Annotated in this window: 15 protein-coding genes; 8 read left to right on the plus strand and 7 right to left on the minus strand. The window is 66.6% G+C overall.

Annotated features, from left to right (window positions below; genetic code table 11):
- The first annotated feature begins 711 nt into the window (after positions 1-711).
- The 3 genes from prpE to ACZK1G_RS04330 all read left to right on the plus strand — a co-directional run bounded on the left by prpE (position 712) and on the right by ACZK1G_RS04330 (position 4,413).
- Positions 712-2,592, plus strand: a complete 1,881-nt coding sequence (prpE, locus tag ACZK1G_RS04320) for a propionate--CoA ligase (protein WP_049446747.1) — start codon at positions 712-714, stop codon at positions 2,590-2,592.
- A gap of 215 nt (positions 2,593-2,807) precedes the next feature.
- Positions 2,808-3,311 carry a hypothetical protein gene (locus tag ACZK1G_RS04325; protein ID WP_049446744.1) on the plus strand — a complete coding sequence of 168 codons (504 nt, stop codon included), beginning with the start codon at positions 2,808-2,810 and terminating at the stop codon, positions 3,309-3,311.
- Between the two features lie 46 nt (positions 3,312-3,357).
- Positions 3,358-4,413 (plus strand): suppressor of fused domain protein, encoded by a 1,056-nt coding sequence (locus tag ACZK1G_RS04330; RefSeq protein ID WP_101764982.1) that lies wholly within the window; start codon positions 3,358-3,360, stop codon positions 4,411-4,413.
- A 76-nt stretch (positions 4,414-4,489) separates the two neighbouring features.
- Here ACZK1G_RS04330 and ACZK1G_RS04335 read toward each other — a convergent pair whose 3' ends face one another.
- The 5 genes from ACZK1G_RS04335 to ACZK1G_RS04355 form a co-directional block, all read right to left on the minus strand.
- A complete protein-coding gene (locus ACZK1G_RS04335; RefSeq protein WP_101764983.1) occupies positions 4,490-5,101 on the minus strand; it encodes a glutathione S-transferase N-terminal domain-containing protein in 612 nt (203 codons plus the stop codon).
- Positions 5,102-5,185: 84 nt separating this feature from the next.
- A complete protein-coding gene (locus ACZK1G_RS04340; protein WP_004154513.1) occupies positions 5,186-5,644 on the minus strand; it encodes a cell wall hydrolase in 459 nt (152 codons plus the stop codon).
- 297 nt (positions 5,645-5,941) lie between these two features.
- Positions 5,942-7,972, minus strand: a complete 2,031-nt coding sequence (locus ACZK1G_RS04345) for an NADPH-dependent 2,4-dienoyl-CoA reductase (protein WP_101764984.1) — start codon at positions 7,970-7,972, stop codon at positions 5,942-5,944.
- Between the two features lie 106 nt (positions 7,973-8,078).
- Positions 8,079-8,708 (minus strand): membrane protein YczE, encoded by a 630-nt coding sequence (yczE, locus tag ACZK1G_RS04350; protein WP_101764985.1) that lies wholly within the window; start codon positions 8,706-8,708, stop codon positions 8,079-8,081.
- 127 nt (positions 8,709-8,835) lie between these two features.
- Positions 8,836-9,855 (minus strand): zinc-binding alcohol dehydrogenase family protein, encoded by a 1,020-nt coding sequence (locus ACZK1G_RS04355; RefSeq protein ID WP_101764986.1) that lies wholly within the window; start codon positions 9,853-9,855, stop codon positions 8,836-8,838.
- 357 nt (positions 9,856-10,212) lie between these two features.
- On the opposite strand from ACZK1G_RS04355, the gene ACZK1G_RS04360 reads away from it, so the two are divergent.
- From ACZK1G_RS04360 to ACZK1G_RS04375, 4 genes are all read left to right on the plus strand, one after another.
- A complete protein-coding gene (locus ACZK1G_RS04360) occupies positions 10,213-11,304 on the plus strand; it encodes an OmpA family protein (protein ID WP_014036117.1) in 1,092 nt (363 codons plus the stop codon).
- A gap of 218 nt (positions 11,305-11,522) precedes the next feature.
- Positions 11,523-12,029, plus strand: coding sequence for a hypothetical protein (locus tag ACZK1G_RS04365; protein WP_101764987.1), 507 nt, complete (start codon positions 11,523-11,525; stop codon positions 12,027-12,029).
- Positions 12,030-12,049: 20 nt separating this feature from the next.
- Complete coding sequence (locus ACZK1G_RS04370; RefSeq protein ID WP_014036119.1) at positions 12,050-12,856, plus strand: pseudouridine synthase; 807 nt, start codon at positions 12,050-12,052, stop codon at positions 12,854-12,856.
- 84 nt (positions 12,857-12,940) lie between these two features.
- Positions 12,941-13,276: a hypothetical protein gene (locus ACZK1G_RS04375; protein WP_049446728.1), complete on the plus strand. Its 336-nt coding sequence runs from the start codon at positions 12,941-12,943 to the stop codon at positions 13,274-13,276.
- Between the two features lie 83 nt (positions 13,277-13,359).
- On the opposite strand, the gene kbl is transcribed toward ACZK1G_RS04375, so the two are convergent.
- Entirely contained in the window at positions 13,360-14,568 is a 1,209-nt protein-coding gene (gene kbl, locus ACZK1G_RS04380) for a glycine C-acetyltransferase (RefSeq protein WP_005415440.1), read from the minus strand.
- Between the two features lie 201 nt (positions 14,569-14,769).
- Between kbl and ACZK1G_RS04385 the strand changes: the two genes are divergently transcribed.
- Positions 14,770-15,465 carry a TorF family putative porin gene (locus ACZK1G_RS04385; RefSeq protein WP_101764988.1) on the plus strand — a complete coding sequence of 232 codons (696 nt, stop codon included), beginning with the start codon at positions 14,770-14,772 and terminating at the stop codon, positions 15,463-15,465.
- A gap of 140 nt (positions 15,466-15,605) precedes the next feature.
- Here the strand turns inward: ACZK1G_RS04385 and tdh are convergent, their stop codons facing one another.
- Positions 15,606-16,628, minus strand: coding sequence for an L-threonine 3-dehydrogenase (gene tdh / locus ACZK1G_RS04390; RefSeq protein WP_032955954.1), 1,023 nt, complete (start codon positions 16,626-16,628; stop codon positions 15,606-15,608).
- Positions 16,629-16,711: the final 83 nt, after the last annotated feature.

Below are 16,711 nucleotides of genomic sequence, written 5' to 3' on the forward strand. Positions count from 1 at the left end.
AGTACGTCCGTGTAGGCTTGGCAGCCGCTTGCTCGTGTGCGCTGTCCTGCGCACACGGCAAGACCGGGGTTGGGCGTCCTACCCAACCCGCCCGAGGCATGCCTCGGGCCCATGCGGCTGACACCCCGCACTCCGACACCGCCCCACCTTCGACAGGTTCCTGCGGCTGTTGATAACTGCGGCCGTCGTTCTGCGCCGCTGTTGGTAGGTGTCGACCTTGGTCGACACGATTTTTCTGTCAGATATCGAATGAATCATCCACGCATGGCGTGGATCTACCGTGTCGACCAAGGTCGACACCCACCAGGGCAATACGCCGTTCCGACAGATCGCGGAATCTGTCGAAGGCGGGGTGGGTCCGGTTGCGGGAGTGTCCGCGGCATGGATGCCGCGGCCAAGCCCCCATGGGTGAGGGTGCTTTGCTTGCGAAGCACTGCTTCGCAAGCGCCCGAACGCACAGTCGCCAGCGGCTGGGCCGGACCGCGGAGCGGGGTTTACGGCGTCTCCCGCAACCGGGCCCATCCCGCCCTCCCACGGATAGTCTGCTGTTGCTTTGGCTTTGGCTTTGGCTTTGGCTTTGGCTTCGGCCTCTGCAGGTGCAGGGCTGCAAGCCCTGCAGAACAAAACCCCACCCCCTACCAAGGTAGGACGGCCCGCGCGGCAGCGCCGGACTATCCTCGAACCCATGACTTTGTCTGGGAGGGCTGCGTCATGAACTACGAGGAAACCTACCGTCGCTCGATCGACGAGCCGGAGGCCTTCTGGGGCGAGGAAGCCAAGCGCATCCATTGGCACAAACCGCCGCAGCAGGTGCTCGACTACAGCAACCCGCCGTTCCGGCGCTGGTTCGTCGGTGGTGAAACCAATCTCTGCTACAACGCCGTCGATCGCCACCTGGCCGAGCGCGCCGACCAGCTCGCGCTGGTTGCCATTTCCACCGAGACCAACAGCACCCGCGAGATCACCTATCGCCAGCTGTATCGCGAAGTGAACGACTTCGCCGCGGTGCTCAAGCATCTCGGCGTTGGCCACGGCGACCGCGTGGTGATCTACATGCCGAACATGGCCGAAGCCGTGTTCGCGATGCTGGCCTGCGCGCGCATCGGTGCGGTGCACTCGGTGGTGTTCGGTGGCTTCGCCGCGCACAACCTGGCGCTGCGCATCGACGACGCCAAGCCCAAGCTGCTGATCGCGGCAGATGCCGGCATGCGCGGTGGCAAGTTGATTCCGTACAAGCCGATGGTCGACGCGGCCTGCGCCGAAGCGGCTTCGCCACCACCGCATGTGTTGATCGTGTCGCGCGGACTGGATGCAGCCGAGCCTCGCGTGTCGGGCCGCGATGTGGAATACGCCGAGCTGCGTGCGCAGATCGGTGAAGTCGATGTGCCGGTGCAGTGGCTGGAAGCCAGCGAGCCGAGCTACCTGTTGTATACCTCCGGCACCACCGGCAAGCCGAAGGGCGTGCAGCGCGATGTCGGTGGTTATGCCGTGGCGATGGCACAGTCGATGGAGACCGTGTTCGACTGCAGGCCGGGACAGGTGATGTTCTCCACGTCCGATGTCGGCTGGGCGGTAGGCCATTCCTACAATGTGTACGGCCCGCTGATCGGCGGCTGCACCTCGCTGCTGTACGAGGGGCTGCCGACCAACCCGGACCCGGGCATCTGGTGGGCGCTGTGCGAGCAGTACAACGTGCGCACGATGTTCTCGTCGCCCACGGCCATCCGCGTGTTGAAGAAGCACGACGCCGATTTCATCCATCGCCACGACCTGCGCGCGCTGAAATATCTGTTCCTGGCCGGCGAGCCGCTGGACGAACCCACCGCGCACTGGATCAGCGAAGCGCTCGGCAAGCCGATCATCGACAACTACTGGCAGACCGAAACCGGTTGGCCGGCACTGACCCTGCTGCCGGGCCTGGAGATGAAGCCGGTGCGCTTCGGTTCGCCGGGCTTCCCCAACCTCGGCTACCGGATGAAGGTGATCGATGAGAACACCGGCGAGGAAGTCGCCCCGGGGCAGAAGGGCGTGCTGGTGGTGTCGCCGCCGTTGCCGCCGGGCTGCATGAGCACGGTGTGGAACGACGACAGCCGTTTCCTGCAGAGTTACTTCAGCCACTTCAAGGAACTGCTGTACAGCTCGCTGGACTGGGCGATCCGCGATGATGATGGCTACACCTTCATCCTCGGCCGCACCGATGATGTGATCAACGTGGCCGGGCACCGCCTGGGCACGCGCGAGATCGAGGAGGCCATTTCCAGTCACCCGCGCGTGGCCGAGGCCGCCGTGATCGGGGTCAAGGATGAGCTGAAGGGGCAGGTGCCGCTGGTGTTCGTCACCCTCAAGCAGGGTCTGGATGGCGAGGATCCGGCGCCGGTGGTGGCCGAGATGATGGCCACGGTGACCACCTCGCTCGGCGCGGTGGCGCGCCCGGCGCACGTGCACGTGGTCAATGCACTGCCCAAGACCCGTTCGGGCAAGCTGCTGCGGCGATCGTTGCAGGCGCTGGCGGAGCAGCGCGACCCGGGTGACCTGTCGACGCTGGACGACCCCAGCGCGCTGGAGGAGATCCGCCGGGCGCTGGGCCGCTGACCCGTTAATGCCGGCCGCTGGCCGGCACCCCCATCAATCCCCAGATTGCCGGCCAGCGGCCGGCACTCCCCTGCGCACTTGCGCTAAGCTCGGCCTGTCATCGACCTGCAACACGCGGCGCGCGCCGGGGAACGCGCGTGCCGCACGGGGATGGCACCCAGGGGGGCGTGCCCGCGAGGGTGCGCCGGCATTGCGCATCAAGGGAGGGGGAGGCAATGGCATTGCTGCACGCCAAGACGGCTGCTGGCCGTCAGGAAATCGAAGACCGTAGCCGGCGCCTGCCGGCGGCACTGCGTTCAATCCTGCTGATGGTCGACGGCCATCGCGACGACGCCGAACTGCGCGGCCTGTTCGAAGGCCTGCGCGCACCACCGGACGCACTGGAGCAATTGTCAGCACAGGGCCTGATCGAAGTGATCGGCGGAAGCGCAGAGGTGGCACCGGCGCGTGGCATCAGCACCGGCCGCGAACAGGATCCGGCGCTGTACCAGCAGTTGTACGACGCGATGAGCGAGGCGGTGCGCCGTCACCTGGGCCTGAAGGGCTACTTCATGCAGTTGAAGATCGAACGCTGCACCGATGCGCTGGCGCTGGAGCGCCTGTGCCCGGAACTGCTGGCGGCGGTGGGCAAGGCGCGCAGCCCTGCATTGGCGCAGCGCTGGTGGCAGGAAACCCAGGCGGCCGTGGTGAACGCTGGCAGTGAGGTCGTGCAGGCCTGAGCCACCGCGTAAAGTGATCGGTTCACTTCCCCACAAGGAGTCCCGCGTGCAGGACCACCACGACGACACCGACACCCCAGGCTGGGACGCGATCAATGCGGCGCTGGCGCCGCTGTATGCCGGCCAGGAGCCGCGCCACTTCGGCACCGCGCTTCCCTATACGCTTGGGGGCCAGGATCCGCTGGATGGCATCAGCGTGTACTGGGCGGATACGCCGGTCCCGCACTGGCATTACATCACCTACGGCTTCTCCGAGCTGTACGCCAAGGAGAGCCGTGATGCGGATGCCAGCGGTTATGGTTTCGAGCTGACCTTCCGCCTCGCTGCCGACGCCGGTGAGAACGCCGGCAGCACGCCACCCGTGTGGCCGATGAACCTGCTGCAGAACCTGGCGCGCTATGTGTTCGGCAGCGGCAATGTGTTCGAGGATGGCCACCACCTCAACGCCAACGGCCCGATCGCGCTGGAGACCGGCACGCGGCTGTGCCATCTGGCCTTCATTGCCGACCCGCAGTTGCCGGCGCGGGACACGGCCAACGGCCATCTGCAGTTCCTGCAGCTGGTCGGCTTGACCGATGAGGAGATGGAGGCGGTCAAGCGCTGGTCGACGCGTGGTGTGCTGCAGGCGCTGCTGCCGGCGATGGCGCTGTGGATCAGCGATCTGCATCGCGGCACTCTGCTGGACGATCCGGCACTGGCCGCACAGGTGCAGGCCGGCAGCGAGCGCGAGGGCTCCAGCACCGGCATGCTGTTCATCGAGACCCTGGACTGGCGCCAGGAGGCGGGCGTCACCACGCTGGTGCTCGGCGCCGGCCAGGTCGCCAGCGTGTGCGAACTGTTGCCGCTGCGCCTGCGCCACGGCAAATCGCTGGAACTGGTCAGCCGCGAGCGGCAGTGGGAGTTCATTCCGGCCGCGCGCGGTGAAACCGGCGAGGTATCGGCCGACAGCGCGCGCTGGGCATTGGACGAGATGGGCCTGCAGGCCCTGGCAGGCGTGCGTGCCGAGCGCGGGATCTATCCGGTGGCCGGGGCGCTGCGCATCGAAGTGGTGCCGACCTACCTGCGCGATGCCAAGGGTGAAGTGATCCGCCAGATCGGTTGATCACCCCGTTGGAGCCGAGGGGGTCAGAGCCGCCTGCTGCGCAGACGGATCCGACCCCGCTTGGTAGCCGGTGGCGTCAGGCCAGGCCTTCAGCCTTCAGTGCTGCCTGCACGCCGGCATCGGCATCCATGCGCGCCTTGTACGCGGCCAGGTTGTCCAGGCCGGACAGGTCGACCTTGGTGCCGGCGGCCCAGCGCAGGGTGATGTAGAAGTACGGGTCGGCGAAGCTGCGGAAGCCGGCCAGCCAGGGCTTGTCGGCCAGCTGCTTGTCGGCGGTCTCGAACAGGCCACGCAGGCGCTTGTGTGCGGCGGCGCGGATCGCGTCGTACTGGCCTTCGTCGGCAATGAACTTGCCTGGCGAGAACAGCGGCGAGAAGGCCGGATGCACGTCCGAATTGACGAAGGCCAGCCAGCGGGTGGCTTCGGCGCGCTGGCGCGGGCTGCCGTCGCCGCCGAGGCCGGCCTGCGGGAAGCTGTCGGCGATGTAGCCCATGATCGCGGCGTTCTGCAGCAGCACGAAGTCGCCGTCGACCAGTGCGGGAACGGCGCCGGCCGGATTGATCTTGAGGAATTCCGGACCCTTCAGGGTGTCCTTGTTCAGCAGTTCAACCTCGAACGGCTGGCCGGTCCACTGCAGGGCGATGTGGTCGGCGGTGGAACAGGCACCGGGCTTGCTGTACAGCTTCATGGGAACTCCAGGTGATGCGGGCGGGAAGCCCCCACTATCCCAGAGCCTGGCGGCGGGCGGCAACGCTGCCGCCAGCACGGATCGTTACGACTGCCGCGGCTTGAGGTTCTGCACCTTATAGAAGGTGTGATCGCCGATGGTGGCCACCTGGTAGGCATTGCGCCAGTTCGGGCTGGCGATGGACAGCGCAGCAAAGTGGCTGGCACCGGGCACGATTTCGCGGCGCTCGCCGGCCGGTAGCGCCCAGTTGCGCTCGGCGTCGAAGGCGACGTTCATCGCTTCGCTCCAGGCGGCGTCGTTGCCCAGCTGGGTGCCGGGGGAGACGATGGTCGGCGCGAACTGCTTGCGTGCGGTGACCACCTGGCACATCGAGTCGCCCCACAGGCCACTGTCGAGACGGCGCAGGGCGACCTCGGCGACGGCTTGCTGGCCGCGCAGGGTCTGGTCGCGGGCTTCCAGGTAAACGGTGGTGCTCAGACACAGTGAATCAGCGGCCGGCTGCGGCAACAACTGCGACAGCCAGAGAATCCAGGCCAGTTTCATATAACTCCTTGCTCCGTATGGGCCGCACCCTCCGGTTCCGGCCGCGGGGCGACAGGAGGCGGGGGACGACTTGGCGTCATGGGGAGGCGGCCATCGGGGCCGCCCCGTGGGCAGCCCCAAAAGAAACGATCAGTACCGACCGTGGGGGCTGCGCCGGCTCACCGGAAACTGGCTGGTGAGCGGAAAGATGGCGCAAGGTAGGGGGGCATAGCCGAACGCATCGTGAACCGCTCGGCTTGACATTCAGGTTCAACGGGGGTGACGGAAATCACATTCCGTCCCCCATTCAGGCGCTCATCAGAGCGCGGCAGCGACCCGGCTGCCCTGGTCGATGGCGCGTTTTGCATCGAGTTCTGCGGCCACATCGGCACCGCCGATCAGCTGCGCGTTGATGCCGGCCGCCTGCAATTCGGCCTGCAGCAGGCGGTTCGGTTCCTGCCCGGCGCAGATCACCACATGGTCGACCGGCAGCAGCTGTTCGCTACCGTCCACGCGGATGCGCAGGCCTTCGTCATCCACGCCGAGGTACTCGACGCCGCCGAGCATGCGCACGCCCTTGGCCTTCAGCGTGGCGCGATGGATCCAGCCAGTGGTCTTGCCCAGGCGCGTGCCAGGCTTGCCCGGGCTGCGCTGCAGCAGCCACAGCCGGCGCGGCGAGGCCTCAACCTCGGGCCTGGCCAGTGAGCCGCGGGCCTCGAAGGTGCTGTCCACGCCCCATTCGGCCATCCAGCGCTGCGGGTCGAGGGAGGGTGACTCACCGGTGTGGCTGAGGAACTCGCCGACATCGAAGCCGATGCCACCGGCGCCGATGATCGCCGCATTGCTACCCACTTCGACCCGGCCCAGCAGCACGTCCAGGTAGCTGACCACCTTGGCGTGGTCGGCACCGGGGAAGTCGACCTTGCGCGGAGTGATGCCGGTGGCCAGCACCACCTCGTCGAAGCCGGCCAGGGTGGCGGCGTCGGCGCGGGTGCCGAGGCGCAGCTGCACGCCGGTTTCGGCCAGCGTGTGGCGGAAGTAGCGCAGGGTCTCGTGGAACTCTTCCTTGCCCGGGATGCGCTTGGCCACGTTGAACTGGCCGCCGATCTCCTCGTTGGCATCGAACAGGGTGACCTGGTGGCCACGCTGGGCAGCGACGGTGGCACAGGCCAGGCCGGCGGGGCCGGCACCGACCACGGCAATCTTCTTCGGCGTGGCGGTGGGGCGATAGACCAGCTCGGTCTCGTGCGCGGCGCGCGGGTTGACCAGGCAGCTGGCCAGCTTGTTCTCGAACACGTGGTCCAGGCAGGCCTGGTTGCAGGCGATGCAGGTGTTGATCGCCTCGGCGCGGCCGGCACGGGCCTTGTTCGGCCATTGCGGGTCGGCCAGCAGCGGGCGCGCCAGCGACACCATGTCGGCGCCGCCATCGGCGAGGATGCGCTCGGCGACGTCGGGCATGTTGATGCGGTTGGTCGCCACCAGCGGCACCTTCACATGCGGCTTGAGCTTGGCGGTGACCCCGGCGAATGCAGCACGCGGCACCGAGGTGGCGATGGTCGGGATGCGCGCTTCATGCCAGCCGATACCGGAATTGATGATCGTCGCACCGGCCGCCTCGATGGCCTGCGCCTGCTGCACGATCTCTTCCCAGTTGCTGCCGTCGTCGACCAGATCCACCAGCGACAGGCGATAGATGATGATGAAATCCGGGCCGCAGGCCTCGCGGATGCGGCGCACGATCTCGACCGCGAAGCGCATGCGCTGGCTGGCGTCACCGCCCCAACGGTCGGTGCGCTTGTTGGTGCGCGGGGCGATGAACTCGTTGATGAGGTAGCCCTCCGAGCCCATCACTTCGACGCCGTCATAGCCGGCCTCTCGGGCCAGCTTCGCGCTGCGCGCGTAGTCGGCGATATGGCGCTCGACGCCGCTGGCCGACAACGCGCGCGGGGTGAACGGGTTGATCGGTGCCTTCAGCTTCGACGGTGCCACCGACAACGGATGGTAGGCGTAACGGCCGGCGTGCAGCAGCTGCAGGCAGATCTTCGCGCCGTGCTGGTGCGCGGCGGCGGTGAGCTGGCGGTGCGGCCGCACTTCCCAGGGCCAGGACAGCTTGCCGCCGAATGGCTTCAGCCAGCCGACCACGTTCGGCGCGAAGCCGCCGGTGACGATCAGGCCGACGCCGCCCTCGGCGCGCTCGGCGAAGTAGGCCGCCAGCCGTGGGAAATCGCGGGCGCGATCTTCCAGGCCGGTGTGCATCGAGCCCATCAATACGCGGTTGCGCAGCTGGGTGAAGCCCAGGTCCAGCGGGGCGAACAGATGGGGATAGGCGCTTTCGTTGGCTGGCGACATGGTCGATACGCTTGCGTACGGAAGCGCGAAGCGTGCCGCGAAACGGCGGCCGGGGCAAGGGCCGCCTGGTGGGCAGTGTCGGCGGCTGGCCGGTAGCCCGGTCAGCTCAGGGCGACTGCGGCTGCCGGCCAGCGGCCGGCACTACCGGGGTGCGACCGATGCCGAACCAGCCCAGCGTGATCCCGCACAGCGGACCGATCAGCAGGGCGAAGGCGAGGGTGCCGAGGCCGACATTGCCGCCCAGCCACCAGCCCAGCAGCAATACGCTGCCTTCGATCAGGCTGCGCACCTTCCAGATCGGCCAGCCGGTGCGGGCATGCAGGCCGGTCATCAGGCCATCGCGTGGTCCCGGGCCGAGGCGGGCGCCGATGTACAGGCCGGTGGCCAGCGCGACCAGCAGCATGCCGGCACAGAACATTGCCAGCTGCCAGCCCACGCCGAGGGCCGGCGGCAGCAGCCACAGCCCGAACTGTGCGGAGGGACCGATCAGCATCACGTTGAGCACGGTGCCGACGCCCGGCTTCTGGCGCAGTGGCCACCAGAGCAACAGCACCAGCGCACCGATGACATTGGTCGCCAGGCCGAAGGACAGCGGCGTCTGTGCGGCGATGCCCTGTGACAACACGTCCCAGGGCGCCACACCGATGGCGGCACGGATCATCAGCGAGGCACCGAAGCCATACAGGAACAGGCCGGTGATCAGTTGCAGCAGGCGCAGGGGCAGGGCGGTAGGCATGGCGGGCACAGGGGAGGGGATCTGTTTCCACCGTATCCCCGTTTTCGCTTCATCCATAGATACAGATGCCGGTCAATCCGTCGGTACAGGCAGCGCCGATCCTGCACGTGGGGCGCTACATGAAGCGTCAGTCGTCCCAGCCCACCAGCGCCAGCTTGCCCACCGTGCGCCCGCTGGCCAGACGTTCATGCGCGATATCCAGGTTGGCCGCATTGATCGTGCCCAGCGTTTCACTGAGCGTGCCACGCAGCTGGCCGGCATCGATCATGCTGGCGGCGCGGCTGAGGATGCGGTGCTGCTCGATGCGGTCGGCAGTGGCGAAGCGCGAGCGCGCGAACATGAATTCCCAGTGGATGCCGATGCATTTGGCCTTGTACGGATCGCCGATGCGCAGTGCGCCACGCGGCTCCACGATCAGGCCGACATGGCCCTGCGGTGCCAGCAGCTGGCCCAGTTCGTCCCAGTAGTGATCGGTGTCGGCCAGATTGAGCGCCACCTGCACCGCATCGATGCCCAGTGCCTGCAACTGGGGCTGCAGCGGCTGCCGATGGTCGATCACATGCGTGGCCCCCATCTGCCGGCACCAGTCGATCGAGGCCTCGCGCGAGGCGGTGGCGATCACCTCGAAGCCGGCATGGCGGGCCAGCTGGATCGCCATCGAGCCCACGCCGCCCGCGCCGCCGATCACCAGCAGGTGCTGGCCGCCATGGCGGCGATCATCCAGGTGCAGCGGCATGCGCTGGAACAGCAGCTCCCAGGCGGTCAGCGTGGTCAGGGGCAGCGCGGCGGCTTCCGCGAAATCGAGCGTGGTCGGCTTGCGGGCGACCAGGCGCTCGTCCACCCACTGGTACTGGGCGTTGCAGCCCGGGCGGGTAACGTCGCCGGCGAAGTAGACCTCGTCACCGGAGGCGAACAGGCTGGCCTCGTCACCGATGGCTTCGACCACACCGGCGGCGTCCCAGCCCAGCACCCGGGGAACCTCGAGGGTGGCCGGATCGGTGGCGGCCCGTTGCTTGCCGTCGACGGGGTTGACCGATACCGCTTCGATCCGGACCAGCAGGTCGCGGCCGCGTGGCGGCAGCGGCGGTGGCAGCAGGACATCACGCAGGGAAGGTGCGTATTCACGACTCAGGGCGACGGCTTTCATCACGGCTCCGGCTGGGTTCGTGATCCCATCATAAGGTTCCTCACGTTTCCGCAAACCTGCTGAACCGTGTGATGCAGTATGTTGCGCAATATGTCGTTTTTGCCGCTTAAACCCCGTCAAACCCTTGCAGCGTGGGGGTCTTGCGGATTTTCATCATCCTGTATAGGGTTTCAACGTCGGACCGGTGGACGGTCGGGCGCAACACTTCACATGTTACGGGACTGTTAACATGGCCTTCACCCGCCTGAGCATAATGTTCGCGGCGGTGGCGTGCTGAATCGGCTGTCGTACATCGACGCACTAGTGCTGGCCCATGCCTCTACCGGTTTCATACCCCCGAAATAGGAGCTGTACTCAATGAACAAGAAGATCCTTACTGCCGCGCTGCTGGGCGGCCTGGCTTTTGCCCAGGCAGCTTCGGCGCAGGAGTTCGATGACCGCTGGTACCTGACCGGTTCGGCCGGCTTCAACTTCCAGGACAGCGACCGTCTGACCAATGACGCTCCGTTCGTGACCCTGGGCCTGGGTAAGTTCATCAGCCCGAACTGGTCGCTGGACGGTGAGCTGAACTACCAGAACCCGAACTTCGACAGCAACCAGGACCTGAACTGGTCGCAGTACGGCGTCTCGCTGGACCTGCGTCGCCACTTCATCAAGGAAGGCCGCGGCTGGAACCCGTACATCGTCGGTGGCCTGGGCTACCAGAAGTCGGAAGAGCAGTACGCTGCTCTGGACAACAACGGTCCGCGCAAGCGTAAGGACGGCAACGTTGCCGCCAAGCTGGGCGTCGGCCTGCAGACCACCTTCGAGAAGCGTGTTGCTGTCCGCGCCGAAGTGGCCTACCGCGCTGACTTCGACGACCAGAGCATCGCCGCCAAGGACGAAAGCTGGTTCGGCGACGTGCTGGCTTCGGTCGGTGTCGTGATCCCGCTGGGCCCGGCTCCGGTCGCGGCTGCTCCGGCTCCGGCTCCGGTTGCCCCGAGCTGCGCCGACCTGGACGACGACGGTGACGGCGTCAACAACTGCGACGACAAGTGCCCGAACTCGCAGCCGGGTCAGACCATCGGTCCGGACGGTTGCCCGGTTCCGGTCTCCATCGACCTGAAGGGCGTCAACTTCGACTTCGACAAGTCGAACCTGCGTCCGGACGCCGTGGCGATCCTGAGCGAAGCCACCGAGATCCTGAAGCGTTACCCGGATCTGCGCGTTGAAGTTGCCGGTCACACCGACTCGAAGGGTACCGACGCTTACAACCAGAAGCTGTCGGAGCGTCGCGCTACCGCCGTGTACAACTACCTGACCAAGAACGGCGTTGACGCCGGTCGTCTGGTCGGCCCGATCGGCTACGGCGAGAGCCGTCCGATTGCTCCGAACACCAACCCGGATGGTTCGGACAACCCGGAAGGTCGCGCCAAGAACCGTCGTACCGAGCTGAACGTCCAGAACTAAGTTCTGACGCTCTGCCAGTAGGACACAGCAGGACCCGGCTTCGGCCGGGTCTTGTTGTTTCTGCGGCCCGGAACCCGGCGTTTCGTGCGCGAGAGCAACCGTTCGTCGGAACTTTACTCGTAAAACCAATGAGTTGCCGTATTCATTGAAAGTGGCGCTTGAAAGCTGACGCGGCATTGCTAAACTCGCCGCGTCACTTCCTTTCGTGGATGTCCCTCATGCTGCGCTCTGCATCGGCCGCCTTCGTGGCGCTGGCCCTGGTTCCCGCCGCCCACGCTGCGGTCGATTGCTCGGTCAACACCAGCGCGTCGCCGCTGCCGTTGCCCGCCACGACCATCGCACCGGTGGCCGACGAGCTGTACATCCGTGGCAACCAGCTGGGCATGCCGGCTGGCGTGTTGAGCAGCAACTACGATCCGTCGCAGTCGCTGGACCAGGTGCTGCAGCGCCTGCGCATCGATGGCTGCCAGAACATCGCCAAGGCCATCCCGAGCGCGCCGGCAGTGAAGCCGAACGATCCGGCGGCCTACAAGCCGCAGACCGAGTTCGACAACACGCCGTGGCGCTTCGACATGAGCCAGAACGGCAAGCGCATGACCGCTGAAGAATTCGACGCCTGGATGAAGGCGCGCGGTGTGCGCGTGGTCAAGGCGCGTCCGGTTCCGGCCGCTACTCCGGCTGCGGCCGAAGCACCGGCTGAGACCAAGCCGGTCGACAAGAAGTAAGCGCTGCGGGGAGCAGAGGCTTGCGCACGCGCCGCCCACCTGCCGCCCCCGCCGCCCGCTCCCACGCACCGCGTGGGCGTGCGGTTCCGAATGTCTCCAGTGGCGTGCGCCATGGGCTGGCGCGCGTGCTGTCCAAGGCCGGCGTGTGCTCGCGCAGCGAGGCCGCGCGCTGGATCGCCGAGGGCCGCGTACGCGTGTCCGGCCGCATCGTCCGTGATCCCGAATTCCCGATTGGACAGCCTGCGCCACCGATCGAAGTCGATGGCCAGCCGATGGATGCGCCGCAGCGCCTGTACCTGATGCTCAACAAGCCGCGCGGCGTGGTGACCACGGCGCAGGACGAGCGTGGTCGCGACACCGTGTATCGCTGCTTTGATGGTGCCGGCCTGCCGTGGATCGCGCCGGTCGGGCGCCTGGACAAGGCCAGCGAAGGGTTGCTGTTGTTCAGCAATGATCCGCAGTGGGCGGCGCGCCTGACCGATCCAGAGACCGGCCCGCAGAAGACCTATCACGTGCAGGTGGATCGTCTGCCCGACGAGGACACCCTGGCCGCGCTGCGCGCCGGTGTCGAGGACGAGGGCGAGTTCCTCGTCGCCCAGGCCGTGCGCGTGCTGCGCAGTGGCGACAAGACCGCATGGCTGGAGGTGGTCCTCGACGAGGGCCGCAACCGTCATATCCGCCGCCTGTTGGCGGCCTTCGACCTGCAGGTGCTGCGCCTGGTCCGGGTCGCGATCGGTGGGCTGCTGCTCGGCGATCTCGGCAAGGGGCAATGGCGGGTGCTGGAGGTCAGTGACCAGCAGCGGCTGGGGGCCGCTGCACCGGGCTGATCATCGCCCGCGGCCGGCAGTTGCCGGCCACCGTTCCAGGCGTAGGGGGCGCCTGGTTGTTGAATTTCCCGAACGGAGCCTGCCATGTACCACCCGACCCTCAACCAAACCCTGCGCTGTGCAGGCCTGCTGCTGCCGATGGTGCTGCTGACCGCCTGTGGCGGCCACAAGAAGGTGGCCAAGGCGGAAACGCCTGCCGAGACCCCGGTGGTGGAAGTGAAGACCCCGGAGCTGGATGGTCGCGGCAGCTACCGCTTCCTGATGAGCGACGGCGACAAGAAAATGACCGCCGATGAGTTCGATGCCTGGATGAAGGCAAACGGCATCCGCGTTGCCAAGGGCAACGGCCAGGACGCTGCCGCCAAGCCGGTGGTGGTGGCCAGCAAGGAAGAGCCGAAGGGCAAGAAGAAAAAGAAGTAATGCCCGTGGGTGCCGACCCTGGTCGGCACGCCCTCAAGCCCCGGTAGGTGCCGACCTTGGTCGGCACGCTTTGACCGGTGGGTTCAGCCCTTGACCACGCCCAGCTCGACACCGATGCGGGTAAAGGCATCGATCGCGCGGTCCAGGTGCTCGCGGCTGTGCGCGGCGCTGATCTGGGTACGGATGCGGGCCTGGCCCTTGGGCACCACCGGGAAGAAGAAGCCGATCGCGTAGATGCCTTCTTCCAGCAGGCGCTCGGCGAACTTCTGCGCCAACGGTGCGTCATACAGCATCACCGGGCTGATCGGATGCACGCCCGGCTTCACGTCGAAACCGGCGGCGGTCATCTTCTCGCGGAAGTAGGCGGTGTTCTCGGCCAGGGTGCTGCGCAGGTCGTCGGCGGCAGCCAGCATTTCGAACGCCTTGATGCCGGCGGCCACCACATGCGGCGGCAGCGAGTTGGAGAACAGGTACGGGCGCGAGCGCTGGCGCAGCAGTTCGATCACTTCGGCGCTGGCGCAGGTGAAGCCGCCCAGTGCGCCGCCCATGGCCTTGCCCAGGGTACCGGTGATGATGTCGATCTTCTCCAGCACGCCCTTGACCTCGGCCGAACCACGGCCGGTGGCGCCAAGGAAGCCGGTGGCGTGGCATTCGTCGATGTGCACCAGTGCGTTGTACTTCTTCGCCAGCGCGGTGATCTCGTCCAGCGGCGCGATGAAGCCGTCCATCGAGAACACGCCGTCGGTGGTGATCAGCTTGGTCTTGCAGCCGGCGGCATCGGCGGCCTGCAGCTGGGCTTCCAGATCGGCCATGTCGCAGTTGGCGTAGCGGAAGCGCTTGGCCTTGCACAGGCGCACGCCGTCGATGATCGAAGCATGGTTCAGCGCGTCGGAAATGATCGCGTCGTTCTCGCCGAGCAGCGGCTCGAACAGGCCACCGTTGGCATCGAAGCAGGCTGCATACAGGATGGTGTCCTGCTTGCCGAAGAAATCGGCGATCTGCTTCTCCAGCTGCTTGTGCAGGTCCTGGGTGCCGCAGATGAAGCGCACCGAGGCCATGCCGAAGCCGTGGGTATCCAGTGCGTCCTTGGCGGCCTGGATCAGGTCCGGATGGTCGGCCAGGCCCAGGTAGTTGTTGGCGCAGAAGTTCAGCACCTTGCGGCCGTCGTCGAGGGTGATCTCGGCCGACTGCGGGCTGGTGATGATCCGCTCGGACTTGAACAGGCCCTGGGCGCGGATGGCGTCCAGTTCCTCGGCGTAGTGGCGGGTCAGGGCGGAGGAGGCGTCGGTCATGGCGTGGGCACGGCTCTGAACGGGGAAACCGCTGATTCTACCGGGCATCGTCGGTCACCAACCGGGCCGGATGGGGCATCGCCACGGCCGGCACATGTTGCATCGCAATAGCAAAGTGGTTAAGAATTCGTGAACCGGAGCTGTCGCGCTCCGGCCGCTCCCGCCTTCCACGTCACGCCACCGCCCCCACCGGAGACGCTCATGAAGCACGCCCGTGCCTGCCTCGCCATTGCCGCTGCCCTGACCCTGGCCGCCCCGTTCGCCGCCAGCGCGCAGGAGGACGAATCGCCGTACAGCTGGAATGTCACCGCCGTTTCCGACTACCTGTTCCGTGGCGTGTCGCAGACCGACGAGAAGCCGACCCTGCAGGCGGGCTTCACCTACACCTCGCCGGTGGGCCTGTATGCCGGTGTGTGGGGTTCGGGCGTGGACTTCGGTCCGGGTGACCCGAACACCGAGATCGACTACCAGATCGGCTACGGCGTGGACGTCACTTCGCGCGTCAACTTCGACGTGCTGCTGAACCGCTACACCTACATCGGTGCCAGCCACCAGAACTACAACGAGCTGGTGACCACCACCACGCTCGACGACACCTACAAGCTGACCGTGGCCTACACCAACGACCAGTGGAACAGCGGCACCGATGGCTGGTACTACGGCGTCGGCGGCCAGTGGGGCCTGCCGCAGGACTTCACGCTGAACGCCAACGTCGGCCGCAGCAGCTTCGAGAAGGGCCTGGCCAAGGACTACACCGACTGGAACGTCGGCGTCAGCCGCCAGTTCGGCCTGTTCAACGTCGGCCTGGGTTACTACGGTACCGACGGCAATGGCCGCGAGAACTCGGGCAAGCTGGCACACAGCCGCGTGCTGCTGACCGTGGCCATCGGCAAGTAACGCCGCAGGCGTTACCGGTAGTGCCGGCCGCTGGCCGGCAACATCGGGATGGCAAAGAAAAAGGCGCCCATCGGGCGCCTTTTTCAGTTTCAAGGCGTGCCGAGCAGGCTCGGCACCCACCCTTCGCGCGCGGCGAAGGGTCAATTCCAGCTCAATACCACCTTGCCGGCCTTGCCTTCTTCCATCAGGTCGAAGCCCTTCTGGAACTCGTCGATCGGCAGCTGGTGGGTCATCACCTTGCCGAGCGGGAAGCCGGACAGCACCAGCTGGGTCATCTTGTACCAGGTCTCGTACATCTTGCGGCCGTAGATGCCCTGCACGGTCAGGCCCTTGAAGATGATCTTGTCCCAGTCGCAGCCGGCGCCCTTGGGCATGATGCCGAGCATGGCGATCTTGCCGCCGTGGTACATGCAGTCGAGCATGTCGTTGAACGCGCGCGGGTTGCCGCTCATTTCCAGGCCCACGTCGAAGCCCTCCATGTGCAGTTCCTTCATCACGTCCTTCAGCGACTGGTTGGCGACGTTGACCACGCGCGTCGCGCCCATGTCGGCGGCCAGCTTAAGGCGGAAGTCGTTGACGTCGGTCACCACCACGTTGCGCGCACCGATGTGCTTGCAGATGCCGGCGGCGATGATGCCGATCGGACCGGCGCCGGTGATCAGCACGTCTTCGCCGATCACGTCGAATTCCAGCGCGCAGTGTGCGGCGTTGCCGTACGGGTCGAAGAACGCGGCCAGTTCCGACGGGATCTGGTCCGGGATCGGCCACAGGTTGCTGGCCGGCATCACCATGTATTCGGCGAAGGCGCCGTTGACGTTGACGCCGATGCCGACGGTGTTCGGGCACAGGTGGGGGCGGCCGCCACGGCAGTTGCGGCAGTGGCCGCAGACGATATGGCCTTCGGCCGAGACGCGCTGGCCGATCTCATAGCCGGTCACCGCCGAGCCGAGCGCGGCGATGCGGCCGACGAACTCGTGGCCGATGGTCAGGCCCGGCTTGATGGTGCGCTGGCTCCACTCGTCCCACAGGTAGATGTGCAGGTCGGTGCCGCAGATCGCGGTCTTCTCCAGCTTGATCAGGACCTCGTTCGGGCCCGGGGTCGGAACCGGAACTTCTTCCAGCCAGATGCCCTTGGCCGCTTCGCGCTTGACCAGGGCCTTCATCGTTTGCTGCGCCATCGGGGTGGAACTCGTCAGGGGGAAAGCGCGGATTATAGGGTGCCGCGCGGATTTCCCATGTTGCGCTG

Source organism: Stenotrophomonas sp. 109824_Sma (assembly GCF_056480025.1).

Excerpts from the sequence above, each read along its gene's own strand:
- ACZK1G_RS04360 (WP_014036117.1), top strand. The coding sequence starts at position 10,213 with ATGAACAAGAAGATCCTTACTGCCGCGCTGCTGGGCGGCCTGGCTTTT.
- kbl (WP_005415440.1), bottom strand. The coding sequence starts at position 14,568 with ATGACCGACGCCTCCTCCGCCCTGACCCGCCACTACGCCGAGGAACTG.
- ACZK1G_RS04325 (WP_049446744.1), top strand. The coding sequence starts at position 2,808 with ATGGCATTGCTGCACGCCAAGACGGCTGCTGGCCGTCAGGAAATCGAA.
- ACZK1G_RS04355 (WP_101764986.1), bottom strand. The coding sequence starts at position 9,855 with ATGAAAGCCGTCGCCCTGAGTCGTGAATACGCACCTTCCCTGCGTGAT.
- prpE (WP_049446747.1), top strand. The coding sequence starts at position 712 with ATGAACTACGAGGAAACCTACCGTCGCTCGATCGACGAGCCGGAGGCC.
- tdh (WP_032955954.1), bottom strand. The coding sequence starts at position 16,628 with ATGAAGGCCCTGGTCAAGCGCGAAGCGGCCAAGGGCATCTGGCTGGAA.
- ACZK1G_RS04375 (WP_049446728.1), top strand. The coding sequence starts at position 12,941 with ATGTACCACCCGACCCTCAACCAAACCCTGCGCTGTGCAGGCCTGCTG.
- yczE (WP_101764985.1), bottom strand. The coding sequence starts at position 8,708 with ATGCCTACCGCCCTGCCCCTGCGCCTGCTGCAACTGATCACCGGCCTG.
- ACZK1G_RS04335 (WP_101764983.1), bottom strand. The coding sequence starts at position 5,101 with ATGAAGCTGTACAGCAAGCCCGGTGCCTGTTCCACCGCCGACCACATC.
- ACZK1G_RS04340 (WP_004154513.1), bottom strand. The coding sequence starts at position 5,644 with ATGAAACTGGCCTGGATTCTCTGGCTGTCGCAGTTGTTGCCGCAGCCG.
- ACZK1G_RS04385 (WP_101764988.1), top strand. The coding sequence starts at position 14,770 with ATGAAGCACGCCCGTGCCTGCCTCGCCATTGCCGCTGCCCTGACCCTG.
- ACZK1G_RS04365 (WP_101764987.1), top strand. The coding sequence starts at position 11,523 with ATGCTGCGCTCTGCATCGGCCGCCTTCGTGGCGCTGGCCCTGGTTCCC.
- ACZK1G_RS04345 (WP_101764984.1), bottom strand. The coding sequence starts at position 7,972 with ATGTCGCCAGCCAACGAAAGCGCCTATCCCCATCTGTTCGCCCCGCTG.